Origin of the sequence: Streptomyces sp. NBC_00341, assembly GCF_041435055.1 — a bacterium.
Taxonomy (GTDB): Bacteria; Actinomycetota; Actinomycetes; order Streptomycetales; family Streptomycetaceae; genus Streptomyces.
The window spans coordinates 2,092,654-2,117,946 of the sequence record NZ_CP108002.1; the positions used below are offsets into that span (position 1 = coordinate 2,092,654).

At 71.0% G+C, this 25,293-nt stretch carries 20 protein-coding genes; 11 read left to right on the forward strand and 9 right to left on the reverse strand.

Translation table 11 applies throughout. From position 1 onward, the window contains the following. Positions 1-164 precede the first annotated feature (164 nt). The 4 genes from OG892_RS09330 (at position 165) to ybaK (ending at position 4,328) form a co-directional block, all read left to right on the forward strand. Positions 165-1,766, forward strand: a complete 1,602-nt coding sequence (locus OG892_RS09330; RefSeq protein WP_073735501.1) for an oxidoreductase — start codon at positions 165-167, stop codon at positions 1,764-1,766. 246 nt (positions 1,767-2,012) lie between these two features. Further along, positions 2,013-3,050, forward strand: a complete 1,038-nt coding sequence (locus OG892_RS09335) for a hypothetical protein (RefSeq protein ID WP_328867379.1) — start codon at positions 2,013-2,015, stop codon at positions 3,048-3,050. A gap of 5 nt (positions 3,051-3,055) precedes the next feature. Then, positions 3,056-3,799, forward strand: a complete 744-nt coding sequence (locus OG892_RS09340) for an LON peptidase substrate-binding domain-containing protein (protein WP_073735503.1) — start codon at positions 3,056-3,058, stop codon at positions 3,797-3,799. Between the two features lie 22 nt (positions 3,800-3,821). Beyond that, a complete protein-coding gene (gene ybaK, locus OG892_RS09345) occupies positions 3,822-4,328 on the forward strand; it encodes a Cys-tRNA(Pro) deacylase (RefSeq protein WP_371628897.1) in 507 nt (168 codons plus the stop codon). A 190-nt stretch (positions 4,329-4,518) separates the two neighbouring features. Here the strand turns inward: ybaK and OG892_RS09350 are convergent, their stop codons facing one another. The 4 genes from OG892_RS09350 to OG892_RS09365 form a co-directional block, all read right to left on the reverse strand. Continuing rightward, complete coding sequence (locus OG892_RS09350; RefSeq protein ID WP_073735505.1) at positions 4,519-5,268, reverse strand: ABC transporter permease; 750 nt, start codon at positions 5,266-5,268, stop codon at positions 4,519-4,521. A 34-nt stretch (positions 5,269-5,302) separates the two neighbouring features. Beyond that, entirely contained in the window at positions 5,303-6,172 is an 870-nt protein-coding gene (locus tag OG892_RS09355; protein ID WP_371628898.1) for an ABC transporter permease, read from the reverse strand. Positions 6,173-6,257: 85 nt separating this feature from the next. Continuing rightward, positions 6,258-7,232 carry an ABC transporter ATP-binding protein gene (locus OG892_RS09360; RefSeq protein ID WP_073735507.1) on the reverse strand — a complete coding sequence of 325 codons (975 nt, stop codon included), beginning with the start codon at positions 7,230-7,232 and terminating at the stop codon, positions 6,258-6,260. A gap of 154 nt (positions 7,233-7,386) precedes the next feature. Beyond that, on the reverse strand, positions 7,387-8,703 hold the full coding sequence (locus OG892_RS09365) for an NYN domain-containing protein (RefSeq protein ID WP_371631603.1): 1,317 nt from the start codon (positions 8,701-8,703) through the stop codon (positions 7,387-7,389). A gap of 232 nt (positions 8,704-8,935) precedes the next feature. Here OG892_RS09365 and OG892_RS09370 point away from each other — a divergent pair, with 232 nt between their 5' ends. After that, positions 8,936-9,115, forward strand: a complete 180-nt coding sequence (locus OG892_RS09370) for a hypothetical protein (RefSeq protein WP_073735508.1) — start codon at positions 8,936-8,938, stop codon at positions 9,113-9,115. A 97-nt stretch (positions 9,116-9,212) separates the two neighbouring features. On the opposite strand, the gene dnaE is transcribed toward OG892_RS09370, so the two are convergent. After that, complete coding sequence (gene dnaE, locus OG892_RS09375) at positions 9,213-12,749, reverse strand: DNA polymerase III subunit alpha (RefSeq protein ID WP_073735509.1); 3,537 nt, start codon at positions 12,747-12,749, stop codon at positions 9,213-9,215. A gap of 192 nt (positions 12,750-12,941) precedes the next feature. On the opposite strand from dnaE, the gene OG892_RS09380 reads away from it, so the two are divergent. From OG892_RS09380 to OG892_RS09395, 4 genes are all read left to right on the forward strand, one after another. Then, on the forward strand, positions 12,942-14,267 hold the full coding sequence (locus OG892_RS09380; RefSeq protein ID WP_073735510.1) for a DUF2252 domain-containing protein: 1,326 nt from the start codon (positions 12,942-12,944) through the stop codon (positions 14,265-14,267). A gap of 60 nt (positions 14,268-14,327) precedes the next feature. After that, on the forward strand, positions 14,328-15,059 hold the full coding sequence (locus OG892_RS09385) for a hypothetical protein (RefSeq protein ID WP_371628899.1): 732 nt from the start codon (positions 14,328-14,330) through the stop codon (positions 15,057-15,059). Between the two features lie 49 nt (positions 15,060-15,108). Further along, positions 15,109-15,924 (forward strand): DsbA family protein, encoded by an 816-nt coding sequence (locus OG892_RS09390; RefSeq protein WP_371628900.1) that lies wholly within the window; start codon positions 15,109-15,111, stop codon positions 15,922-15,924. A gap of 247 nt (positions 15,925-16,171) precedes the next feature. Continuing rightward, positions 16,172-17,782, forward strand: a complete 1,611-nt coding sequence (locus OG892_RS09395) for an IS1182 family transposase (RefSeq protein ID WP_371628901.1) — start codon at positions 16,172-16,174, stop codon at positions 17,780-17,782. A 77-nt stretch (positions 17,783-17,859) separates the two neighbouring features. On the opposite strand, the gene OG892_RS09400 is transcribed toward OG892_RS09395, so the two are convergent. After that, on the reverse strand, positions 17,860-18,438 hold the full coding sequence (locus OG892_RS09400; protein WP_073735512.1) for a dienelactone hydrolase family protein: 579 nt from the start codon (positions 18,436-18,438) through the stop codon (positions 17,860-17,862). A gap of 37 nt (positions 18,439-18,475) precedes the next feature. Here OG892_RS09400 and OG892_RS09405 point away from each other — a divergent pair, with 37 nt between their 5' ends. After that, positions 18,476-19,597 carry a mechanosensitive ion channel domain-containing protein gene (locus tag OG892_RS09405; RefSeq protein WP_328868493.1) on the forward strand — a complete coding sequence of 374 codons (1,122 nt, stop codon included), beginning with the start codon at positions 18,476-18,478 and terminating at the stop codon, positions 19,595-19,597. A 51-nt stretch (positions 19,598-19,648) separates the two neighbouring features. Here OG892_RS09405 and OG892_RS09410 read toward each other — a convergent pair whose 3' ends face one another. Then, a complete protein-coding gene (locus OG892_RS09410) occupies positions 19,649-21,235 on the reverse strand; it encodes a Na+/H+ antiporter (RefSeq protein ID WP_371628902.1) in 1,587 nt (528 codons plus the stop codon). A gap of 239 nt (positions 21,236-21,474) precedes the next feature. On the opposite strand from OG892_RS09410, the gene OG892_RS09415 reads away from it, so the two are divergent. Continuing rightward, positions 21,475-23,805: a hypothetical protein gene (locus OG892_RS09415; protein WP_371628903.1), complete on the forward strand. Its 2,331-nt coding sequence runs from the start codon at positions 21,475-21,477 to the stop codon at positions 23,803-23,805. A gap of 61 nt (positions 23,806-23,866) precedes the next feature. On the opposite strand, the gene OG892_RS09420 is transcribed toward OG892_RS09415, so the two are convergent. Together OG892_RS09420 and OG892_RS09425 are read right to left on the reverse strand one after the other, a co-directional pair. Then, a complete protein-coding gene (locus OG892_RS09420; protein WP_073735515.1) occupies positions 23,867-24,346 on the reverse strand; it encodes a GNAT family N-acetyltransferase in 480 nt (159 codons plus the stop codon). After that, on the reverse strand, positions 24,343-25,284 hold the full coding sequence (locus tag OG892_RS09425) for an RluA family pseudouridine synthase (protein ID WP_073735516.1): 942 nt from the start codon (positions 25,282-25,284) through the stop codon (positions 24,343-24,345). The genes OG892_RS09420 and OG892_RS09425 overlap by 4 nt, the downstream gene beginning before the upstream one ends. Positions 25,285-25,293: the final 9 nt, after the last annotated feature.

Genomic DNA, 25,293 nt, shown 5'->3' on the forward strand with positions numbered 1-25,293 from the left:
CAGACCGCTCCGGAGGCCCGGACGCCCGTATCACTGGCTGATACATGCCCTCGCTGTCACGGCTGACTATTAGCGTTCATTCGGTCACTCAGAGGGAATAACGGGACTACGGACCGACCCCCGATGTGCTGGTCGGCCCAAAGCTCCGAGTGAAAGGGGCGTCGGTGACCGAACCGCATGACGGGGATTTTCCGGACGACCTCAGCGCTGCCGAGCTGGGCATGTGGCAGTCGTTCAGGAACGGGACCACCTACGATCTGCGCGCCCGTGACGCGGCCCTCAACGATCCGTTCGCCCCGCTCGCCTGGGGCCTGGAGCGCAGTGTGGACGCCCGGGTCGTCGCCCGGCTGCTGCTGAGCGGCCCCAAGGCCAGGCCCGGCCGGGTGGCCGCGCTGAAGCTACGGGGCGTACGGATCACCGGGAAGCTGGATCTCGCGGGCGGCCGGGTGGAGCCGTACGTGGAGCTGACCGACTGCCGATTCGAGCAGGAAGTGGTGCTCCCCGAGTGCCACTTCACGACCCTGCGGATGGTCGGGTGCGCGATCCCCCGGCTGGACGCGGCCCGGCTGCACACCGAGGGCGACCTCCATCTGCCGCGCTGCCGGGTCGAGCGCGGCATCCGGCTCACGGACGCGCAGATCGGCACGGATCTGCTGATCAACCAGATCGACATCGGCCCCGACCGGCAGGGCCGGGCGTTCATCGGTGACGGGCTCACCGTCGCCCAGGACCTCCAGGCCGAGATGATCGAGACGCTCGGCGAGCTGAGCCTGCGCGGGGCGAAGGTGGGCGGTTCGCTGAGTCTGCGCGGCAGCCGGCTCCGGGCCACGCAAGGGCTCCGCGCGCTGAACGCCCCGCAGCTCAGCGTGGAGCGGACGCTGTACATGAGCGAGGCCTGGGTCAGCGTCGACACCGGGAACCAGGGCAACACTCCCCCGTACGGCATCACCCTGTCCCCGACGCCCGCGCACGGCACCCGTGCGCAGGTCTTCCGGTGCCGCGGCGGGGTGCGGCTGGACGACGGGCGGTTCGGGGACGCCGTCGACCTGCACAAGGCCGTCTTCGTCCTGGTGGGCCACGAGGAGCTGTCGCTGCGCCGGATAGTCGCTCCGGAGCTGAGGTTCAACCCGGAGCGCCCGTCCCAGGGCCGGGTGGTGCTCAACGGGGCGAAGATCGTCACGCTGATCGACGTGTCGACCAGCTGGCCCGGTCCGGGCGGCCTGGCGATGGGCGGGTTCGTGTACGAGAACCTCGTCCCGTACGGGCACTTCCCGCTCTCCCGGCGTCTGGAGTGGGTGGCGGCGGCGACCCCCGAGTACGTGCCGGAGCCGTACGAGCGGCTGGCCGCGGTGCTCCGCAACAGCGGCGAGGACGCGGACGCCCGCGAGGTGCTGCTCGCCAAGCAGCGGCGGCGCCGGGAGACCCTGCCGCCCGCCGCGAAGCTCTGGGGCTACCTCCAGGACTGGACGGTGGCGTACGGCTACCGGCCGGGGCGGGCCGCGGTGTGGATGGCGGTGCTGTGGGCGGCGGGAGCGGTGGCCTTCTCGCGCTACCACCCGGCGTCGCTCAAGGGGAGCGAGCATCCGGAGTGGAACCCGGCCCTGTACGCGCTGGACCTGCTGGTGCCGGTGATCAATCTCGGCCAGGACGGCTACTGGCTGATGGAGGGCGGCTGGCAGTGGGTGGCGGCCGCGCTGATCCTGCTGGGTTGGATACTGGCCACCACCGTCGCGGCCGGGGCCTCCCGGCTGCTGAGCAGAAACTGACCGGGGAGCGGCTCCGCCGCCCCCGCCCACCTGCCCCTCCACCCGCACCACGAGCGGGTGGAGGGCCACCGGAACGCACCCACGCGACCGCGCCCGCACCGGGCGGCCGCTCCTCCCGGAGCGACAAGAACAGGCCAGATTCCGCACTTTCCTTTACTCTTTCTTGGCCATCTGCCGGGCAACCCTTTCACTCGCCACCAAAGTTTCACAGCACCCCTCTGGCGCCGCTCCCACCAGCGCTTTTCAATGGTCTGCACCATGCCTTTCCTCCGCGCTCTGCTCCGTACCGCGCGCATGATCCGGCACACCCCGGAACTGTCGACCGGGTTGCCCGCGGACCATGCGGTGATGCTCGACGCCCCCGACGACCGGCTGTCGCCCGCGCTGGTCGCCGCCGCGCTCGGGGAGTACGAGCCGGCCGCGAAGCTGCTCGCCACCACCAGGGACTCGGGCGAGTGGGAGAGCCGGGACCGCTATCTGAAGCGGCTCGTGGCGTTCGCCCGCAACCGGGACGGCTGGCTGGGCGACTGGCTGTCCGCCGCCCCGCACGACCCCGACGCGCTGCTCGTCAAGGCCCAGCTCGCCCTGTTGCGCGCCTGGGAGTCGCCCGCCCGCGCGGAACAGCTGCGTGAGGTGGGGCCGATGATCACGGCCGCCGCGGAGTGCGACCCGCGCGATCCGGTGCCCTGGCGCCTCGCGCTCGACCACGCCCGCGGCACCCGTGCCACGCACACCACGTTCGAGGCGCTGTGGGAGCAGGCCATACAGCGCTCCACGCACCACTACGGCTGCCATGTCGCCGCCCTCCAGTACCTCTCCGCCGCCTGGTACGGCTCGCACCGCGAGTGCTTCGACTTCGCGGAGCGGGCCGCGGAGGACTCGCTGTCCAGCTCGCTGGTGCAGGCGCTGCCGCTGCGGGCGGCATTCGCCGTGCTGACCGAGGGGCCGGACGTGCGGACCACCTCGGTGCAGGTGGAGCGGATCGACCGGGCGGCGGATCTGGCGATCTCGCTCTCCGCCGCGTTCGCTCCGGGTGATCCCTGGCCGGCCGAGGTCCGCAACCTGCTCGCGTACGTACTGGTCGCACGGGGGCGGTGGGACGAGGCGCTGGAACAGTTCCGGCAGATCGGACCCCACGCGGCGTCGTTCCCGTGGTCCTCCGTGTCCGACGATCCGCTCGGCCGGTTCCTCGACGCACGCGACGGCGCCAGGCTCCAGGTGGCCTCTGTGACGCCCTTGCGACACCGGGCCGACCGAGGACGGGCCCGCGGCCATTACGCTTGACCGTTGTGACCACCGCTCGCCTGCCTCTGTTCCCGCTGAACGCGGTGCTGTTCCCCGGCCTCGTGCTGCCGCTGAACGTCTTCGAGGAGCGTTATCGCGCCATGATGCGCGAACTCCTGAAGGCCGATGAGGACGAACCGCGCCGCTTCGCCGTGGTCGCCATCCGCGACGGCCGCGAGACCGCTCCGACGGCCACCGGAATGCCCGATCCCGGCCGCGTTCCGGTCGAGCGCGGCCCGGCGGACGGCTTCGGCCCCGATCCCGTCCAGACGTTCCACCGGGTGGGCTGTATCGCCGACGCGGCGAAGATCCGGGAGCGCTCCGACGGCAGCTTCGAGGTCCTGGCGACCGGCACCACCCGGGTCCGGCTGCTCTCGGTGGACAGCAGCGGCCCGTATCTGACGGCCGGGCTCGAAGAGCTGGAGGAGGATCCGGGCGAGGACGCGGGCGCGCTCGCCGAGGGCGTCCTGCGGGCCTTCCGGAGCTACCAGAAGCGGCTGGCGGGCGCGAGCGAACGCTCCCTGACCACCGGTGCGGACCTGCCCGACGACCCGTCCGTCATCTCGTACCTGGTCGCCGCGGCGGCCGTACTGGACATCCCCGCCAAGCAGCGCCTGCTCCAGGCCCCGGACACCGCGACCCGGCTCCGCGAGGAGCTGACGCTGCTGCGTTCGGAGACCGCCGTCATCCGGCACCTGCCGTCGCTGCCCGCGGTGGAGCTGACCCGGGCCCCGACCCACCCCAACTGAGCGACCGGAGGGCCACTCCCCCGTGGCGAAGAAGCCGAAGAAGCAGCCCCAGTCCGGCTCCACCCCGGCCACGGTCGCGCTGACCGCGGCCGGCACGGCGTTCACGGTGCACGCCTACGGGCACGACCCGGCGGCCGCCTCCTACGGCGAGGAGGCGGCAGAGGCGCTGGGCGTCTCCCCCGACCGGGTGTTCAAGACCCTGGTGGCCGACGTGGACGGCCGGCTGACCGTCGCGGTCGTCCCGGTCGCCGGTTCCCTGGACCTGAAGGCCCTGGCGACGGCCGTCGGCGGCAAGCGGGCCGCCATGGCGGACCCGGCGGCGGCGGAACGGACCACGGGTTACGTCCTGGGCGGCATCTCCCCGCTGGGCCAGCGCAAGCGGCTGCCCACGGTGCTGGACGCCTCGGCACGGGCCCACGGCACGGTCTGCGTCTCGGCGGGGCGCCGCGGCCTGGAGGTCGAACTGTCCCCGGCGGACCTGGCATCCCTGACGGACGCGGTGTTCGCACCGATCGGCCGGGGCGCGTAGGGACTCGCAGGGGCGCGGCCCCCCGCACGATCCGGTTCCGTCCTCAAACGCAGGACGGGCTGGAATTCGCCGGGCCCGCCCCGTCTCATTCGGCCAGATCGAGCCGATCCAACCAGTCCGGCAAGTCCGGCCGAATCAAGCCCGTCCGGCGATTGAGGGCCGGGGGTCCGGGGGCGGAGCCCCCGCCCCGCTACGAACCCGAAGGCGGCGCAGGCGGCTCCGGCGACGACGGCCCGGCCTCGGGCCCAGCCGTGGGCCCGGCCCCCGACGACGGCGCGGGCTTGTAGACCGGCGCGCCTCCCGGCCCGTGGTAGACCCCCCACTCCGGCTCCGGGTCCCGCGGCCCGAACATCGCCGTCAACCCCAGGTGCACGGCCATCGCCGCCAGCGACCACGCCAGCAGCGCCCCCTTGGCGTGCAGCTCCAGCGGCGCGTCGAAGATCACGCCCTTGCCGACCTCGCGGGCGTGGGCGACCACGTCGTCGGTAGGCCCGAGCCGGGTCCCCAGCTGCCACGCCAGCACCGAGCCGAGCACGCCGCCCACCGCGAGGCCCACGACGAGCACGACCCCGCCCCGCCGGTGGAAGAGGAAGGCCAGCCCCGCGGAGACAGCGCCGAACGCCAGCGCGAGCAGCGCGAACGTTCCGTCGGCCCCGATCGCCTCCTCGCCCTCGCTGTCGCTCAGGAAGACGGCGGTGTTGTCGGAGATCAGCGGCACCCGGGGCGCCAGCCACAGCCACAGCAGCCCGAGCGCGACCCCGGCGACCGTCACGGCCGCGCAGACGATCCCGGCCCGGCGCAGATCCGTACGGAGATCCCGTTCCTCCGGCGACTCCAGCAGGTTCCTGGGATGGGAACCGCCGGGGCCGCCCCCTTTCTGCGGCGTCTGCCACGGCTCGTGGGGCGAGGGCTGGTGCGGCGGCGTCAGAGGTGCTGTCACCGTGCCATCGTGCCAGGCGTCCCTGTGCCGCGCCTCACCGGACCGCCGCCCTGCGGTACGCCCAGGCCGCCAAGGCCAGCGAGCACACGCCCACGACGGCGCAGACGGCCAGGTCGAGGGTGACGACGGCCCAGTCGGGGTGGGCGTCGAAGGAGCGGGCGAGCGCCTCGACCCCGTAGGTGGACGGCAGCAGATCGCGCGCCCAGCCGATCGGCTCCGGCAGCCGGTTCGCCGGGAGCACGCCCAGCAGCAGGGCCGCGGACATGCCCAGCTGCCCCAGCAGCGTGGCCAGCTCCTGCCGGGGCGCGAGCAGCCCGAGCGCGGCGCCGAGCCCGGAGAGGGCCGCACCGGAGAGCGGGATGACGGCGACGAGCACCCACAGGTGGGTCATGGGCAGCCCGAAGAGCACGCTGCCGGCCACCGCCGTGACGATGGTGCCGGGCACGGTGAAGGAGGCGTACGCCCCGGCCGCCCCGAGCACCACGGCGGCGGGCGGCACGGGGAGCGTCGCGTAGTGGTCGAGCCCCCCGCCGGCCCGGAGCTGCCCGAAGTACTGGGCGAGCAGGTTCAGCGCGACGAAGGCGACCACCAGGACGGTGGACCCGGCCACGACGGCCCGCGCCTCGGAGCCGCCGTCGACGACCCCGCGCATCAGGACCATGATCCCGACGGACTGGAAGGTGGCCACGAAGAGCAGCGGGATACGGGCGACCCTGGCCCGGGAGAGCTGGGCCCGGTAGACCGCCGCGAGCGAGGGGAAGAGCCTGGCCCTCGGCGCGAGCTCCGCGGCCTGCGTGCTCCGGCCGTCGGCGAAAGCGTCCCGGGCGGCCCTGCCCGACGGTTCGGAGTGGGCCGGCTGCCCGGACTGCCCGGACACCGCCTCCGCACGAACAATGCTCGTCACCTGGCGCTGCTCCTGTTCGGTCCCTGCCCGGCCGCACGCCCGCACCGGTCCGTTCCGGCCGCGCCGCTCGTCGCACGCATCACGGTCATGACTTCACCAGCCCCTTGGTCGCGCCGCCGCCGAGCGCCAGATAGACATCCTCCAGGCTGGGCGTCGCCAGGGTGAAGTCGTCGAGCGCGGCGAAGGCCGCCCCGCCGGTCACCGCGGCGACCGCCGCCCGTGCCTCGTCGGGCCCGAGCCGCAGCACCCAGCGGCGTCCGGACTCCTGCGCGGACGCCCGCAGCGCGGCGACCTCCGGCACGTCCAGCGGGGCCCGTTCGCGCCACACCAGCTCCACCCTGACCTCACCGGCGACCTGCTCCTTGAGCCCGGCCGGGGTGTCGCAGGCGATGACCTTGCCGCGGTCGATGACGGCGACCCGGTCCAGGACGGTCTCGGCCTCGATGACATTGTGGGTGACCAGCAGCACCGTCGCGCCGCGCTCGGCCCGCCGCCGGTCGACGGCCGCCCAGACCGCGCGCCGGGCGACGGGGTCCATGCCGGTCGTCGGCTCGTCGAGGATGAGCACCGGCCGCTCCCCGACCAGCGCGGCCGCGACGCACGCGAGCCGCCGCTGCCCGCCGGAGAGCTTCTTCAGGGGCCGGCCCGCGAGTTCGGTGAGGCCGAGTTCGTCGAGTACGGCGTCGCGCTCGGCGCGGGCGTCCCGTACCGGAAGTCCGCGCAGCCGTCCGGTGGTCTCGGCGGCGAGCGCCACCGTCAGCTCGTCCAGCGCGGTCGACTCCTGGCCGAGGTAGCCGATCAGCCGGGAGGCCCGCTCGGGATGGCGCACGAGGTCGTGGCCGAGCATGTCGACACTGCCGGAGTCGGGCCGCATCAGCCCGGTGAGCTGCCGTACGAGGGTGGACTTTCCGGCGCCGTTGGGCCCGAGCAGTCCGAAGATCTCACCGCGCCTCACGTCCAGGCTGATGCCGTCGGTGGCGCGTACCTCGGGGGTGGCGGGCCTGCCGCGCCGGCCCCGGGACGCCGGGTAGGTCTTGACCAGGTCCCGCACCGCGCACACGGTGCCGCTCGCCGTCTGCGCCTGTGCTGTGCCCGTACTCACGAGGTACGAGAGTACGGGGTCCGGGCGCCCCCATGACGCCCGGGGCCGCGCCGACGGGACATCAACGCGGCAATCCGCGGAAGGGTTGAGCGCCCCGGCCCCCGATGTGGCCTCAGTCCCCGGCCGGCGCCGCTTTCTCCGTGCGGGCCACCGGCGGAGCGTGCTTCTCGGGCGGTGGTGGCACGTGCTCCGCGCCTGCCCGTACGTCGATCTCGCGCCAGAACCCGGCCCGGATCGCGTACCGGTCGTGCTCGTCGATCTGGTCGTCCTTGTGCGCGAGCAGCCCGAACCGGGCGGCGTACCGGAGCAGTTCGCCGTCGATGCGGTGCGGGACGCGGGGGTACATGGTGGACAGCTTCTGGAGGTGGAGGGTCTCCGGCAGCCGTTCCATCCAGCGCCGGGCGAAGACCTGCCCCACCTCGAAGGGGTCGCCGCCGACCGTGGTGATGTCCTCCTCGCGGTCCGCCCAGCGCTGCTCCGCGCTGGTGATCTGGGCCAGCGTCGGGAGGGACGCGGTCTCCGGGGGCTCACCGAGGGGGCCGCCGCGCTCCACCCAGCCCCGGTCGGAGGACCAGCGCAGGGTGGCGTTGGCGGGCGGCGGGACGGGCTGCTGGGCGGGCTGGGCGCCGGGGCCGCGCAGGGTGCCGGCGAAGTCCTTCGGGGTGGGGACGCCGCGGCCCGGGTGGCTGTGCGGGGCGTGCGGGGCGGCATCCTCCGACGGCTCCGGCGCACCGGCGCGGGCGGCCTCCTCCTGGGCCTCCGAGGCCCGCTCCGCGGAGGCCGCGAGGGCGGATTCGGGCAGCGGGGCGGAGAGGATCGCGGCGATCTCGGAGTTCCGCGCGGCGGGCGGCGGCGCGCACGGGCCGCCGGTCTCCTTGGCGCGTACGGCGCGGGTGATCCAGGCCCGGTCGAGCACGCGCCGCTCGTCGGCCTCCGCGACGAGGTCCTCGGACTGGTTGTAGTCGCCGTCGGCGGCCTGGACCGCCCAGAGGTGGACGGCGACGCCGTGTTCCTTGGCGGACATCAGTCCGGGCAGCAGATCGCCGTCGCCGGTCACCAGGACCACGTCGGAGCAGGCGCGGTTGCGCGCGAGTTCGGTGAGCTCCGCGTGCATCGCCGCGTCGACGCCCTTCTGCGCCCAGCGCCCGTCACTGCGGGTGAGAGCTCCCAGGCGCACCGTCACCCTCGGCATGACGCGCAGCCTGCGGTGCTCGGGCTGCGGTACGCGGTCGGGGGCCCCGTCGAACCAGTAGATCCGCAGCAGCGGCTGTTCCGTATCGGCCTCCGCCCGCTCCCTCAGCCCCTGGATCAGGGCGGCGTGGTCGACGGTGATGCGGGAACGGGCGGGCTCTCCGGCCAGCAGGCTGGCGGCCGCGCCCAGCAGGTAACCGGCGTCCACCAGGACGACGCAACGGTCCACGCGTTCCACCCTCTTCCAGGAATTCGGGAACGGGTCCACTCAGGTCAGGGGTTTCCTTCGAGTCTGCCCGACCACACGGGGGTTAACGGGTGGAACTCGATCATCGGCGTGGCGGATCCGGAAAACGGCGCATCATACCCCCTCACTACGCACGGTAATGATCCAACATGCGGTGTTTATCCGATTATGTGAATCTGACAGCGGTCCTGGCCCCGAGAGAGTCCCCCCAAGGAGGAACACCATGGCCAAGAACAAGAACCGCAAGCAGGGCAGCCAGCAGGACCGCGCCAGCGAGTCGGAGCGCGGTACGCAGGAGGCACGGTCCACGGCCTTCGAGTCGCAGAACCAGCCTCAGGCCCAGTCCCAGGGCAGCCCTGCCGATGTTGCGCGTAAGCATCAGCGGCGCTTCGGCCACAACTGACCGGACTTCTCCGGTACGGCCACAGGCCGGTAGCCGAGAGGGGCGCTCCCGCTTTCGCGGGGCGCCCCTCTCGTGCGTGTGTGACGGGTCCGGCGGCTCAGCCGGCCAGGCAGGACGGGCCGAGCAGCACCTTCAGGTCCCCGAAGAGCGCCGGGTCGGCCTTCACCCGGTGCCGGTCGAGCCGGAGCACCGTGGTCTTGCGGGGGCCCTGGAGCCTGATCCGCACCTCCGTGTCGCCGCGGTGGCTGTTGAGCACCTCGCCGAGCCGGCTGACCATGGGCGGGGTGATCTTGACCGTGGGGATGGTCAGGATCACGGGGGCGTTGGTGCCCGCGTTGGAGATGTCGGGGACCTGCATCTCCATGGCGACGAGCCGGGGCACGTCCTCCCGCTTGTCGAGCCGTCCCTTGACGAAGACGACGGTGTCCTCGACGAGCTGGGTGGAGACCAGCTGGTAGGTGGCGGGGAAGAACATGCACTCGATGGAGCCGGCCAGGTCCTCGACGGTGGCGATGGCCCAGGCGTTGCCCTGCTTGGTCATCTTGCGCTGGAGGCCGGAGATGATGCCGCCGATGGTGACGATCGCGCCGTCGCTGTGCTCTCCGCCGGTGAGCTGCGAGATCGCGGCGTCGGACTTGTCGCTCAGTACGTGCTCGATGCCGAAGAGCGGGTGGTCGGAGACGTACAGCCCGAGCATCTCGCGCTCCTGGGCCAGCAGGTAGGACTTCTCCCACTCGATGTCGGAGAACTCCACGTCGAGCCCGAAGCCGGGCTCGTCGCTGTCCTCCTCGCCGCCGCCGAAGAGGTCGAACTGCCCCTCGGCCTCCTTGCGCTTGACCTGCACCACGTTGTCGATCATGGGTTCGTGGTGGGCGACGAGCCCCTTGCGGGTGTGCCCCATCTCGTCGAAGGCGCCGGCCTTGATGAGGGACTCCACGGTCCGCTTGTTGCAGACGACCGCCTCGACCTTGTCGAGGAAGTCGGGGAAGCTGCTGTACTTCCCCTTCGTCTTGCGGCACCGGATGATCGAGTCGACGACGTTCTGGCCGACGTTGCGGATGGCTGTCAGCCCGAACAGGATGACGTCGTCACCCTGGGCGGCGAAGTTCGACTCCGACTCGTTGACGTTCGGCGGGAGCACCTTGATGCCCATGCGGCGGCACTCGTTGAGGTAGACCGCCGACTTGTCCTTGTCGTCCTTGACCGAGGTCAGCAGTGCCGCCATGTACTCGGCGGGGTAGTTGGCCTTCAGATAGCCGGTCCAGTAGGTGACCAGTCCGTACGCGGAGGAGTGCGCCTTGTTGAAGGCGTATCCGGCGAACGGGACCAGTACGTCCCACAGCGCCTTGATCGCGGCGTCGGAGAAGCCGTTCTTCTTGGCACCGGCCTCGAACAGGACGAAGTTCTTCGCCAGCTCGTCGGCCTTCTTCTTGCCCATCACGCGGCGCAGGATGTCGGCCTCGCCGAGCGAGTACCCGGCGACGATCTGGGCGGCCTTCTGGACCTGCTCCTGGTAGACGATCAGGCCGTAGGTGAGGCCCAGGACCTCCTTGAGCGGCTCCTCCAGCTCCGGGTGGATCGGAGTGATCTCCTGGCGGGCGTTCTTGCGCTCGGCGTAGTTCGTGTGCGAGTTCATGCCCATCGGGCCCGGCCGGTACAGGGCCGAGACAGCGGAGATGTCCTCGAAGTTGTCGGGCTGCATCTGGCGCAGCAGCGAACGCATCGGCCCGCCGTCGAACTGGAACACCCCGAGCGTGTCGCCGCGGCAGAGCAGCTCGTACGTCTTCGGGTCGTCCAGCGGGAGGGCCAGCATCTCCAGGTCGATGCCCTTGTTGGACTTCACCATCTTGATGGCGTCGTCCATGATCGTCAGGTTGCGCAGCCCCAGGAAGTCCATCTTGAGCAGGCCGAGCGACTCGCACTGCGGGTAGTCCCACTGCGTGATGGTGACGCCGTCGGAGTGCCGCGTCCAGAGCGGGGCGTGGTCGACGATCGGCTCGCTGGACATGATGACGCCCGCGGCGTGCACGCCCATCTGCCGGACCAGGCCCTCGACGCCCTTGGCGGTGTCGATGACCTTCTGGACGTCCGGCTCGTTCTCGTACATCCCCCGGATCTCGCCCGCCTCGCTGTAGCGCGGGTGCTTGGGGTCGGTGATTCCGTTGAGGTCGATGCCCTTGCCGAGGACGTCGGCGGGCATGGCCTTGGTGAGGCGGTCGCCCATCGCGTACGGGTAGCCGAGGACGCGGGCGGAGTCCTTGATCGCGTTCTTGGCCTTGATCTTGCCGTAGGTGCCGATCATGGCGACCTTGTCGGCGCCGTACTTCTCGGTCACGTACCTGATCACCTCGACGCGCCTGCGCTCGTCGAAGTCGATGTCGACGTCGGGCATGGAGACGCGCTCGGGGTTGAGGAACCGCTCGAAGATCAGCCCGTGCTCGATCGGGTCGAGGTCGGTGATGCCCATCGCGTACGAGACGATCGATCCGGCGGCGGAACCACGGCCGGGGCCGACCGCGATGCCGTTGTTCTTCGCCCACATGATGAAGTCCGCGACGACCAGGAAGTACCCCGGGAACCCCATCTGGATGATGATGTCCATCTCGTACTCGACCTGCTTCTGCCGGTCCTCCGGGACACCGGCGGGGAAGCGCCGGTTCATCCCGACCCGGACCTCCTCCTGGAACCAGGTGATCTCCGTGAAGCCCTCGGGGATGTCGAACTTCGGCATCAGGTCGCGCTTCTCGAACATCCCGGTGGTGTCGATCTGCTGCGCGACCAGCAGGGTGTTGGCACAGCCCTGCTGCCAGGCGTCCGAGGAGTCGACGGCGTACATCTCGTCCGTCGTCTTCAGGTAGTAGCCGGTGCCGTCGAAGCGGAAGCGGTCCGGGTCGGAGAGGTTCTTTCCGGTCTGGATGCACAGCAGCGCGTCGTGCGCGGTCGCCTCGTTGGCGTAGGTGTAGTGCGAGTCGTTCGTGACGAGGGGCGGGATGTCGAGCTTGCGGCCGATTTCGAGGAGCCCGTCACGGACCCGGCGCTCGATCTCGATGCCGTGGTCCATCAGCTCCAGGAAGTACTTGTCCGCGCCGAAGATGTCCTTGTAGTCGGAGGCCGCCCGCACCGCCTCGTCGAACTGTCCGAGCCGGAGCCGGGTCTGCACCTCGCCGGAGGGGCAGCCGGTGGAGGCGATCAGGCCCTCCGACCACTGGGAGATCGTCTCCTTGTCCATCCGCGGCCACTTCTGCAGCCAGCCCTCGGCGTAGGCGTCGGAGGACAGCTTGAAGAGGTTGTGCAGGCCCTTGGCGTTGGACGCCCAGATCGTCTTGTGGGTGTAACCACCGGAGCCGGAGACGTCGTCGCGCTTCTGGTGCGGCTGGCCCCACTGGATCTTCCGCTTGTGCTTGCGCGACTCCGGGGCGACGTACGCCTCGATCCCGATGATCGGTGTCACATTCGCCTTGGCGGCCGAATGGAAGAAGTCGTAGGCGCCGTGCAGGTTGCCGTGGTCGGTCATCGCGATATGGGACATGCCCATCTCGTTGCACGCGTCGAACATGTCCTTGAGCCGCGCGGCACCGTCCAGCAGCGAGTACTGGGTGTGGACGTGAAGGTGCGTGAAAGGCGGCTTGGTCACGGCGCTGTGCCTCCGGGGAAACTGCGGATGTCGGCGGGACGCCCCCGAGGGGGGACAGCGTGGAAGTCTACGTCTCCCGGGTCACGAGTGACGGGCACTCCGGGATACGGTCGCGCGTTGGAAGAGCTGGGACGCCCGTCCCATTTGTCATGTACGTCGTCACGCACGCCAGGTACCAGGAGGCACTCAGAGATGTCGGAAACGCAGACCGGCGCAGCGCAGCGCGGGGAGCAGATCCTTGAGGTTTTCGACACCGCCTTCGGTGAGCTGCTGGCCGCCGATCCGGCCGCCTTCCAGGTCAAGTTCCGCAAGATGGCGGGCTCGGCCTTCGCCTTCTACCGGGGCACGGCGTGCCTGTTCTACGGCGACCTGGAGCGGGAGCGGCACGGCGGCCCGTATCTCGACGAGCGCACCGGCCGGGTGTGGATCCACGGCGATCTGCACGCGGAGAATTTCGGCACGTACATGGATGCCAACGGCCGGCTGGTCTTCAACGTCAACGACTTCGACGAGGCCTACGTGGGCCCGTTCACCTGGGACCTCAAGCGCTTCGCCGCCTCCGTCGCCCTGATCGGCTACGCGAAGGCGCTGAGCGACGAGCAGATCACCGAGCTCGTCCAGGTCTACGCCGCGGCCTACCGCGAGCGGATCCACGCGCTGGCGACGGGCGCGAAGAACGACGAGGTGCCGCCGTTCACGCTGGACACCGCGGAGGGCCCGCTGCTGGGCGCCCTGCGTGACGCCCGCGCGCGGACCCGGTTCTCGCTGCTGGACTCGATGACCGAGATCCGTGACTTCGAGCGCCGCTTCGCGGACGGCGGCGGCGCGATCGACCTGGACGCGGCGACGCGCTACAAGGTGCTCGCGGCGTTCGACGGCTATCTGGAGACGCTGCCGGAGTCGAGTCTGACCCGGCCCGACTCCTACCGGGTGAAGGACGTCGTCGGCAGACGCGGGATCGGCATCGGATCGGCCGGGCTGCCCTCGTACAACATCCTTCTGGAGGGCAACAGCGACGCCCTGGAGAACGATGTGGTGATCTACCTCAAGCAGGCACAGACCCCCGCGGTCTCCCGGCACATCACGGACGCCGCCGTGCGCGACTACTTCCAGCACGAGGGGCACCGCACGGTGATCTCGCAGCGTGCCCTCCAGGCGCACGCCGACCCGTGGCTGGGCTGGACCGAGCTGGACGGCTCGGGACAGCTGGTCGCCGAGGTGTCGCCGTACGCGGTCGATCTGGACTGGTCCGACATCGACGAGCCCGACGAGATCGCGGCGGTGGTGGCCGACCTCGGCCGGGCGACGGCGACGATGCACTCCGCGGCGGACGACGAGAGCGGCCACTCGCTGGTGCCCTTCTCCACCGAGCGGGCGATCGACGCGGCGATCGCGGCGGACGAGGAGGGCTTCGGCGACCTGCTGGTGGACTTCGCCCACAGCTACGGCGCACGGGCGCGCGCCGACCACCAGATCTTCGTGGACCTGTTCCGCAACGGCCGGATCCCGGGGTTGTGAGGAGAGGAGGGCTGCGGCTTTAGGGCTCGCTTACAGGTTGGCATGCGACACTCCTCGACGATGGACATATCCGGGACGCAGCTCAGGCTCGTGCGCGCGGCGCTCTTCACGGCGCTCGTCGTGACGCTGTCCGCTGCGTCCCATGTGCTGCTCTCCCAGGTCCCGCTGCCGCTGCCGCTGCTGGCGGTGCTGGCCGGCGGGGTCTTCGCCGTCGCGTACGCGCTGGCCGGCCGGGAGCGCGGCTTCGGGGCGATCGCCGGGCTGCTGGTGCCGCTGGAGCTGGCCGCCGACACCGTCTTCACCACCGGTCAGCACCTCTGTTACGGCGCCGCGGGCGGCCCGATCACCGGTCCGCTGCGTTCGGTGGGCGTCGATGTGTTCTGCGGCGGCGGTGACGTCGGCGCGGGCGCGACGTCGTTCGCCGGGGTCGGCGGGGTGGGCACCCCGCTCACCTCCGTGACCGGTTCCGGGCACGGCGCCGCCGCGCTGCTCGCCTCCCCCGGCCCCCTGGTGCCGTGGCTGCTGCTGGCCGCCCATGTCACCGTCGGGCTGCTCGCGGCGGCCTGGCTGCACCGCGGTGAGCTGGCGCTCGCCGGACTGCTGGGCGCCTTCGCGCTGCTGGCGTTCCGGCCGCTGCTGGTCGCGGTCGCCGTGGCGGGCACGGCCCGTCACCGGGTACGCCGCCCGGTCCGGCCCGCGCCGCGTGGCCCGCACGCGCACGCACCGGCCCGCCTCCTCGTGCACTCCGTGGGACGGAGGGGACCGCCGCGCTCGGCCTGCGCCACCGCCTGAGCACGAGTCCCCGACCACGCACGACCACGCATCCCACGGAGAACAGACCATGAGCAACCGCAACAGCCAGGCCAACAAGTCCGCCGCCCGCGAGCGGCTGCGCGCCGAGCGCGAGCGCCAGGCCAAGAAGGACAAGACCCGCCGGCAGGTCGTCGTAGGCGTCTCGATCGTCGCCGTCCTCGCAATCGCCGCGGGCGTCAGCTACGGCGTGATGCAGCTGAACAAGCCGGACCACTGGGACGACGTGGCCGACGCGAAGAACGTCACCGTGCCGAAGAACACCTCGGGCAAGGACGGCACGACCGTCGTCGTCGGCAAGTCGACCGCCAAGAAGACCCTGGAGCTGTACGAGGACTCCCGCTGCCCGATCTGCGCCACGTTCGAGCAGACGGTCGGTGAGACCGTCCACAAGGACGTCGACGCCGGTAAGTACAAGATCAAGTACGTCGGTGCCACGTTCATCGACAACAGCGACAACGGCGAGGGCTCGAAGAACGCGCTGAGCGCGCTGGGCGCGGCCCTCGACGTGAGCCCCGAGGCCTTCCTCGACTACAAGTACGCGCTCTACTCGGCGAAGTACCACCCCTCGGAGACCGAGGACAAGTTCAAGGACGACTCGTACCTGCTCAAGGTCGCCAGCACGGTGGACGCGCTGAAGGGCAACAGCGGGTTCGAGAAGAGCGTCAAGGACGGCAAGTTCGACACCTGGGCGATGAAGATGTCCGCGGCCTTCGACAAGAGCGGCGTGCAGGGCACCCCGACGCTCAAGATGGACGGCAAGACGCTGACCGGCGCGGACAAGAAGAACGCGCCGATGAGCGTGGCGGACTTCAACACCGCGATCACCGCGGCGCTGAAGGGCTGACCCACCCCACGATCCACAACGCGATCCGCACCGCAGAAGGGCCCCGCGCAGTGTTTTGACGCTGACTCTGTCGGGGATCTTGAGGATCCCCGGCGGGGCAGCATGATCAACGGGCATGCTCGACTCTGTCCAAGGACCAATGCAGTTGTCGAGGTGCCCGTTGTCGCTCCACGCCCGTTCTGGTGAGCAAGTCCCTTCTCTGACCGTGCAGATGGCGCGGGCGAGCAATCCGGGTGGTACGACGGCGATGTGGGTGAGAGACCGCCTGGGCGGGCTGTGGCGTGACGAGGACTTCGCGGACTGGTATCCGCGTGACGGCCGCCCCGGGCTCTCGCCCGCTCAGCTGGCCACCGTGTGTGTGCTGCAGTTCCTGCTCGGTCTGTCGGACCGGCAGGCCGCCGAGGCGGTTCGCTGCCGCATCGATTTCAAGTACGCGCTGGCCATGGAGCTGAACGATCCCGGATTCCACCACAGCGTGCTGGGCGACTTCCGCGAGCGTCTCACCGAGGACGACCGCGCCGACCGTCTCCTTGACCTCACGCTTGCGCGCCTGAAGGAGGCCGGTCTCGTGCGCGAGCGCACCACTCAGCGCACGGACTCCACCCACGTCCTGGCCGCGGTGCGCGACCTGACCCGGCTGGAACTGGTCACCGAGGCCGTCCGCGCCGCCCTGGAAGAGCTGGCCGGCACCGCTCCGCACCTGCTGGCCGACCTGGTAGACGAGGAGTGGGGGCGTCGTTACGGCCGCCCGGTCCGCCTGGGCAAGAACCCCACCCGCCCCAAGACCAGGATCCTCGCCACCGGTGGTGACGCCGTCCGGCTGCTGGAGCACGTCGCAGAGCATGCGGCGGATCGCCTGTCCGGGCCCCGGGCCCAGGCCCTGCGGCAGATCATGGTGCAGAACTACTACCGCGACGGGGCCGGCCGTCTGCGCTGGCGCACCGCCGATGACGGCGGGCTGCCGCCCTCAGCGGTCGCGGTCGTCTCGCCCTACGACCCGACGGCCCGTTACGCGCGCCGCGGACACGTCACCCGTTGGAAAGGGTTCGTCGCGCATCTCACCGAGACCTGTGATCCTGAAGGCGTCAACGTGATCACGGATGTGGCCACCACCGACGCCACCGGCTACGACGCGAAGGCTCTGCCCGGTATCCACACCCGGCTGGGGCGTCGCGGGCTGCTGCCCGCCGAGCATCTGGTCGACGGCGGCTACACCTCCCTGGTCCATCTCGAACAGGCGGCCCGGGAACACCAGGTCACGGTCACCGGACCACTGCCGGTCAACACCACCCGCCAGAACCGCAGGAACAACGGCTTCGGCCGCGACGACTTCCACATCGACTTCGACCGCCGACAGGTCACCTGCCCGCAGGGCGAGACCAGCGCGGGATGGCACGGCCCCTACCCGACCTCCTCACCCACCGCAGCACCTCTGATCGTGGCACGGTTCACCAAGAGCCAGTGCCGTCCCTGCCCGGTCCGCACCCGCTGCACGACCACCGCCGACAGCGCCCGGAGCGTGGGCTTTCCCCCGCGAGAACTCCGTGACCTGCAACTCCGAGTCCGCGCCGAGCAGCAGACACCCGAATGGCAGGCCCGCTACGCGGTCCGCTCCGGAGTGGAAGGCACCATCAACGAGCTCGCCCACGGACACGGCATGCGCCGCTGTCGCTACCGGGGACAGCACAAAGCCCACTTACAGCACGTGTTCACAGCCATCGCCGCAAACATCGAGCGCCTCAGCCGGCGGCCGCCGACCGGAGAACCACCTCCGTCCCGGCCGCCGACCGCATTCCAGAACTACCTGGACCAGCACGGAATCACCCGGCCGAGGTCTTGGCGGTCCGCCAGAGACTGAGCAGACCGCCAAGATCCCCGACAGAGTCAGCGTCAGTGTTTTGCGCGGGGCCCTTCGGTGTGTTCACAGCCTGCCCGTCACAGCGTCGCGAGGAAGCCGATCCCGACCTTCCAGGCCAGCTCGGCGGAGGCCTGGTCGAAGTCCGGCAGCTCGGCGTCGGTGAACAGGTGGCCCGCGCCGGGGTAGCGGTAGATCTCGACGTCGGCGCCGGTCCGCCGCATCTGGAGGTACCAGGAGTTCAGCCAGTCGTGCGTCTCGTACGGGTCCGGGTCCGCGACGTGCAGCTGTACCGGCAGCTCGTCCACAGAGGCGCTCTCGGCGATGTCCGACGTACCGTGGAACATCAGCAGCCCGCGTGCCTTCGCGTCCCCGAGGGCCAGCGTCTGGGCGACGGACGCGCCGAACGAGAAGCCGGCGTAGACCAGCCCGGAGTCGGAGTAGGGCGCGGCGGCCAGCACAGCCCGCTTGAGCAGCTCCTCCTTGCCCGTCTCCTGCTGGAAGGCCAGTCCTTCCTCGACGGTTTCGAAGGTGTGCCCCGCGAAGATATCGGGAACGCGCACCTCGTGCCCGGCTGCACGCAGCCGGTCGGCGGCCGCGTGCACCGCGGGGCGCAGACCGTACGTCGAGTGGAAAAGCATGATGTTCATGAGGCCCATGGTGCCATTTACCGTCGAGAGCTTGGAGAGCGACAGGATGGAGAACCTCCTGCGTCCGCTGATCACCATCGGCGGTTCGGTAGCGATCGCGCTGCTGGTCGGCTGGCTGGTGGACCTGCTGCTCAGACGGGCCGACGGGCGCCATCACGAGACCCCGTTGTGGGGTCTGCTGCGGCGCTGCGGCATACCGTTCCAGCTCACGTTGTGCACCGCGCTGCTGCGGGCCGGCTACGCCCATACCGGGCTCGACCTGATCACCGACCACCGCAAGGGCATCGGCCAGGCGCTGACGCTGGTGATGATCGGCGCATCGGCCTGGCTGGTGCTGCGCATCGCCATCGCGGTGGTGGACTCGGTGTACGCGCGCTACGCGGCGAACACCCAGGACCCGGCGCGGGTGCGGCGGGTCCGGACGCAGGTGACGCTGATCCAGCGGGTGGTCACCGCGATCGTGACGACGATCGCGGTCGCCGCGATGCTGCTGACGTTCCCGGCCATGCGCACGGTCGGAACCTCGATGCTGGCCTCTGCCGGTGTGCTCGGCATCGTCGCCGGTGTCGCCGCCCAGTCCACGCTCGGCAACCTCTTCGCGGGCCTGCAGATCGCCTTCGGCGACATGGTGCGGATCGGGGACACGGTGGTGGTGGACGAGGAGTGGGGCACGATCGAGGAGATCACGCTGACCTTCCTCGCGGTACGGACCTGGGACGAGCGGCGGATCACGATGCCGGTCTCGTACTTCACCAGCCAGCCCTTCGAGAACTGGTCGCGCGGCGGGGCCCAGATGACCGGTTCGGTCTTCTTCCACCTGGACCACTCGGCGCCGGTCGCCGCGATGCGTGAGCAGCTGCGGGACATCCTGGGCGAGTGCGCCGCGTGGGACGGCCGGAACTGGTCGCTGGCCGTCACCGACACCACCCCGTCGACCGTCGTGGTGCGCGCGGTGGTCACGGCCAAGGACGCGGACGACATCTGGACGGTGCGCTGCGCGGTCCGGGAGCAGCTGATCGGCTGGCTGCGCGATCACCATCCGTACGCCCTGCCGCGCATCGCGACGGCGCCCGCGGCGCTGCCGCCGGAGGACGGGTGGCCGGTCAGGACCCACCCGAACGGGAAGCCCGCGGCCCGGGACAGGGCGCCGCGCACCGGGCGCGGCTGACCGCGGCCCGCCCCGCGCGCGGGGTCAGCGGCCCAGGCCCAGGGCGCGGGGTCAGCGCAGGCTGCGTACGTCCAGCTGCCGCAGCACCCGGTCGACGATCTCGGGGTCGGCCCCGGCCTCACTGCGCGCGGCGAGCACCGCGTGGCGGGCGGCCGACATCATCTCGCGCTGGATGCGGCTGACCGCCTTGAACCGCTCGGCGCGTTTCGCGTACGCCTCGCGGCGCTCGTCGTCGACCATGTCGGGGCTGATCCGGGCCCCCACGTCGTAGGCCAGGCGCTGGAGCCGTTCCACGACGTCCTCGGGGAACTCCTCCACCTCCTGGATCTCCTTGAGCCGCTGTTTGGCGGCCCTGGCGGCCCGGATCGCGAGGTCCTTCTCCAGTGCCTCCTCTGCGTCGGTGTCCGCCTTGACCCGCAGCTTGCGCACGAGCCACGGCAGGGTCAGGCCCTGGAAGACCAGGGTGACCATGATCACGGCGAAGGCGATGAAGACGATCTCGTCGCGGCCCGGGAACGGTTTTCCGTCGTCCGTCTTCAGCGGGATCGCGAGGGCCAGCGCGACCGACGCCACCCCGCGCATACCGGCCCACCACATGACGACGGTCTCGCGCCAGCCGGTGGGGATCTCCTCGCTGACGTCGCGGCGGGTGTGCAGCCGCTTGGCCAGCCAGGTCGCCGGCAGCAGATAGAGCAGCCGGACACCGACGACGACCGCGACGACGGCCAGCGCCCAGCCGGCCATCTGCAGTTCACGCCCGTCGGCCGTGCCGAAGACGTTGTGCAGTTCGAGGCCGATGAGTCCGAAGGCGACGCCGGTGACGAGAGTGTCGACGATCTCCCAGAAGGTGCGGCCGGTGAGCCGCCCGAGCACGTCGTCGGCGTCGGCGGTGTGCTCGGCGAGGAAGAGCGCGGTGGTGAGGACGGCGAGGACGCCCGAGCCCATCAGCTCCTCTGCGAGCACGTAGCTGACGAACGGCACCAGCAGGGTGAGTCCGACCTGGAGTGTCGCATCGCCGAGCAGGCCCATGAGTTTGATGGTGAGCCAGCCCAGCGCGAGGCCCACGGCGACGGCGACGACGGCGGAGAGGATCAGCAGCCCGAACGCCTCCGGCAGCGAGAAGGTGCCGCTCACGGCCGCCGCGATCGCCACGTGGTAGAGCACGATCGCGGTCACGTCGTTGAACAGCCCCTCGCCCTCCAGGATGGAGACGAGCCTGCGGGGCAGCCCGACCGAACCGGCGACGGCGGTCGCCGCGACCGGGTCGGGCGGTGCGACGAGCGCGCCGAGTGCGACGGCGGCGGCGATGGGCAGCCCTGGGACGATCGCGTTGGCGACCGCGGCCACAGCCGCCGTCGTCAGGAAGACCAGCGCCACGGCCAGCAGAAAGATCGGTCGTTTATTGGCGGTGAACTGCCGCCAGGAGGTGCGCTGCACGGAGGCGTACAACAGCGGCGGAAGCAGCGCGGGAAGAATGACCTCGGGCGGGATGTCCACATTCGGCACGAAGCTGAGGAAGGCCATCCCGACGCCCGCGAGCGTCATCAGCACCGGCGCGGGCAGCCCCAGCTTGTCCCCCAGCGGCACAGTGACCACCGCGCCGAGCAACAGCAGGAGCAACAGGGCCATTTGGTCCACGAGGTGCCTTCCGAGCGCGGCGAACCGGCCTCGGTGATCGGCCGATACGGGGTTCCAGCCTGCCATGCAAGGCACGCAATCCCGACAACACCCCCTCCGCACAGCCCTCCTGACCCATCATTCCTCCGATGTTTCTGCCGTCAACCCCCTTCCGCCGCCCTCTGCGGGCGGGCAGTATGCGGCGTGCGTATTCAGGGACGAGAACTCTCACCACATACATGACTGGCAGGAGAGACCACGTGACCGCGTTCTCCCGAAGGCATTTCGTCGGCACGGCCGCAGCCGGCACCTCCGCGTTCTGGCTCGCCGGCTCCCCCACCGGATGGGCGGCGCCCGCCTCCGCGTCCGCCGGCCGGCCGGGCCCCGGCGCCCACGAGGAAACCGTCCACGAGAAGACCGCCCGGGGCGCCGCCATGACCTGGCGCACCCTCCCCACCGGCTGGCAGGAGGCCCCGTTCCTCGCCAACGGCTACCTCGGCGCCCAGCTCTACGCGGGCGAGTCCGCCAACGCCCTGAAGCTGATGCTCGGCCACAGCCAGGTGCAGGACCAGCGCGGCCAGTGGCGCGGCGGCATCGGCTTCTCCCGGCTGCCCATCGGGTACTTCACGCTGACCCTGGCCGGGGAGATCACCGGCGTCGACTGGACCCTGGACCCGTACGACGCCGAGCTGCGCGGCACCGTCACCACCACCCGGGGCTCCCTGGCCTTCTCCGCCCTCGTCCAGAACGACACGAGCGCCCTGCTGGTCTCCACCCGGCCCAGCCCCGGCGAGGAGTCCTCGGCCTGGTCCTTCCAGTGGCTGCGGGCCGCCACCACCCGCAGCAGCGGGAAGCCGGAGGACTACACGCCCAACCCGGACCCCCGGACCGGTGACGGCTTCGTCGAACAGCCGCTGCTGGCCGGCGGCGGCTGGACCACCGCCTGGCGCGAGCGGCGCGAGGGCACCGGCCGGCTGCTCGCCGCCCACCTGGTGTACCGCTTCCCGGGCCAGGTGTCACAGGCGACGAAGGACGCGCTGCGGGCCGTGGACCGCACCCTGGCCACGGACCCGGACCGGCTGGTGGACCGTCACCGCCGCTGGTGGCACGCCTACTACCGGCGCAGCTTCCTCTCCGTACCGGACAAGCGGCTGCAGAGCTTCTACGTCCTCCAGCTCTACAAGCTCGCCGCCTCGACCAGGGCCGGGGGGCCGACGATCTCCGAGTGGGGCCCCTGGTTCCCCGAGGTCGGCAACAACTGGACGGCCGTCTGGTGGAATCTCAACGTCCAGATCGGCATGGCCCCGGTCCACGGTTCCAACCACCCCGAACTCGACTCGGTGACCAGCACCTTCCGCCGCTTCGAGCACAACCTCCCGGCCTCCGTCCCGGCCGCGTACCGCGACGGCGAGAGCTACGCGCTGGGCCACCCCTCCGACTGGCAGCTGCGCGCGGGCGACACGTACGACGTCGGCGCCCCCGGCTCCGACCACGTCTCCGACAACTTCGGCAACCTCATCTGGGCGCTGCACAACGTCTGGCAGTCCTACCGGCACTCGATGGACCTGTCCGTCCTGCGTGACGTCGTGCACCCGGTCCTCGCCAAGGCCGTCAACTTCTACGCGCACTTCCTGCACGAGGGCCCGGACGGCAGGCTGCACCTGCTGGAGACCCGCTCCCCCGAGTACGCCAACGCCGAGGACTGCACCTACGACCTCTCGCTCGTCCGCTGGGGCGTGCGCACCCTCATCGCGTCCTCGAAGCTGCTGCGGAACAACGACCCCCGGCTCGCACGCTGGCAGGACATCGAGCGCCGCCTCACCCCGTACGCCGAGGACCCAGCGGCCGGTGTCATGATCGGCAAGGACGTCCCGCTGGCCGATTCACACCGCCACCACTCGCACCTGCTCTGGCTGTACCCGCTGCGCGAACGGAGCTGGGACCGGGCCGGGGACCGCGACGTCATGCGGCGCTCCATGGACCACTGGGTCTCCATGCGGGAGCTGTGGCACGGCTACAGCTACGCGACCGCCTCTTCGATGTACTCGGTGATGGACGAGCCGGAGAAGGCGCTCGACTTCCTGACCTTCTTCACCGACCTGAAGGTGGTGGCGGACTGTCAGATGACGGTCAACACGATGTACCGGGAGGGCAGGAACCTGGCCCTGGAGAGCCCGCTGTCCGCCGCGCAGTCGATGCTCGACATGGTGGTGCAGGGACACGAGGGCGTGGTGAAGGTCTTCCCGTCCGTCTCGGACCGCTGGGCCGACGCGTCGTTCGCGTCCCTGCGCACCCAGGGCGCCTTCCTCGTGGACGCCGACCGTTCGGGCGGTGCCACGCGCTGGGTGCGGGTCCACAGCGAGGCGGGCGCCCCGCTGACCCTGGACCACTCCGTCGAGGGTCCGGTCGAGGTACGGGACAGCCGCGGCCGCCCGCTGCGCTGGCGGGAGAGCGGGCCGGGCCGGATCACGGTCGCCCTGCCGCGCGGCTCCACCGCGCTGATCACCCCGAAGGGCGCCCGCCGGGACGCGACGGGCCCGCGCGACGTGCCGTCGAACGGGGCGTGGACGGGGTGGGGCCTGCCGGGCTGACCGCGGCCGGTGGCGGGCGGCCTCAGCCGGGCCTCGGCCAATGGCGGGCGGCCGGCGGTCTCTAAGGCCTTTCGTCGTTCAGCGTGCGGCGCATCGCTCGGTGCGCGATGCCCGCGTCCGGGAACTCGGGGCCGTACGCGACGTAGCCGAGCCGCTCGTAGAAGCCGAGCGCGTGGGTCTGGGCGTGCAGGTCGACGGCGGCCAGGCCCAGCTCACGGCCGGCGTCCTCGATGGCCCGCACCAGCGCCGCGCCGACCCCGAGGCCGCGCGCCCCGCTGGTCACCGCGAGCCGGCCGAGCGAGCCGACCGTGAGGTCACCGCCGGTCTTCGCCTCCGTGCCGGGGCCGTGCAGCAGCCGCCCGGTACCGAGCGCCGTGCCGTCCGCCGCGACGGCGATGACGTGCACCGCGTCCGCGTCGTAGGCGTCGTACTCGATCTCCTCCGGCACGTTCTGCTCACCGACGAAGACGTCCTTGCGCACCTGGAAGCAGGCGGCGCGGTCCTGCTCGCCGATGACGGTCCGGGTGGTGTAGGAGATCATTCGCTCTCCGCCGCGATCCGGTCCAGGGCCTGCTGGAGGTCGTCCGGGTAGGTGCTGGAGAACTCCACCCAGCGGCCGTCGGAGGGGTGCTCGAAGCCGAGCCGGACGGCGTGCAGCCACTGCCGGGTCAGGCCGAGGCGCTTGGCCATCGTCGGGTCGGCGCCATAGGTCAGGTCACCGACGCAGGGGTGGCGGTGGGCGGACATGTGCACCCGGATCTGGTGCGTACGGCCGGTCTCCAGCTTGATGTCCAGGAGGCTGGCGGCGCGGTACGCCTCGATCAGGTCGTAGTGCGTGACCGACGGCTTGCCCTCCGCGACGACCGCCCACTTGTAGTCGTGGGTGGGGTGGCGCCCGATGGGGGCGTCGATGGTGCCGCTCATCGGGTCCGGGTGCCCCTGCACCAGCGCGTGGTACTTCTTCTCGACGACCCGGTCGCGGAACTGGGCCTTCAGCAGCGTGTAGGCCCGCTCGGACTTGGCGACGACCATCAGCCCCGAGGTGCCGACGTCGAGCCGGTGCACGATGCCCTGGCGCTCGGCGGCGCCCGAGGTGGAGATCCGGTACCCGGCGGCGGCGAGGCCGCCGATGACGGTGGTGCCGGTCCAGCCGGGGCTCGGGTGCGCGGCGACCCCGACCGGCTTCATGATCACGACGATGTCGTCGTCGTCGTGGACGATCTCCATGCCCTCGACGGGCTCGGCGACGATCTGGACCGGTGCGGGAGCCTGCGGCATCTCCACTTCCAGCCAGGCGCCGCCGTGCACCCGCTCGGACTTCCCGGCCACCGAACCGTCCACCTGTACCTTCCCGGCGGCGGCCAGCTCTGCGGCCTTGGTGCGGGAGAAACCGAACATGCGGGAAATGGCGGCGTCGACACGCTCGCCTTCCAGGCCATCGGGTACGGGCAGGGTTCGGATCTCGGGATGCGTACTCACCTGTCGAGT